This is a genomic window from Streptomyces sparsus (genome assembly GCF_054776295.1).
The window spans coordinates 1-557 of record NZ_BAAHCA010001703.1; the positions used below are offsets into that span (position 1 = coordinate 1).

Genomic DNA, 557 nt, shown 5'->3' on the forward strand with positions numbered 1-557 from the left:
GGACGGGAGGCGCCGGCGCCCACGGGCCGGGGCCGCCGTAGGGCGGTGTGCCGTACGGGTCCTCGCCGTGCAGGGGTCGTGCGCGCTCCTCGTCCGGCCTGGCCGCGGGTGCCTGCGGCGGCTGCTCACCGTCCACGGGCCGGTGCGGACGGCTCCACCACTTGGGCTTCATCCCGGTGGTCTTCGCGTCGTCCATTTCCCGATTCCCCACACTTCGCCCTCGCGCCCGGGACCGGGCTGCCTCGCTGCGCTGAATTCAACCAGGTGACGGGGGCGACGCGCAGCGGACCGCGGTCACAACGCCCGGCGAGCCGTCAGGGCGCGAGACCCACCGGGCTGTTGCCGCCGGCCGGGCTGGGGCCGGGGGCGGGGTTCGGCGGCGGCCGCATGTCGTACGCGACCGGGTGTGCGGACCTGGTCAGCGGCGGCGGGGACAGCAGGCCCGAGGACGGGAACGGCGTGTTCAGCCGCACCGCGACAGGCCCGATGGCCAGACCGTCCGGGCTGCGCAGCAGCTGGGGGCGGGGCGCAGCCGGGGGCAGAGCGGTACGCGCGGC

General features: G+C 77.0%; 2 pseudogenes. Both read right to left on the minus strand.

What is annotated here, in order from left to right:
- Window positions 1–196, minus strand: a pseudogene (locus ACYVE9_RS30395) (protease); the annotation flags it as partial.
- Between the two features lie 118 nt (window positions 197–314).
- Window positions 315–557 (minus strand): annotated as a pseudogene (locus ACYVE9_RS30400) (hypothetical protein); the annotation flags it as partial.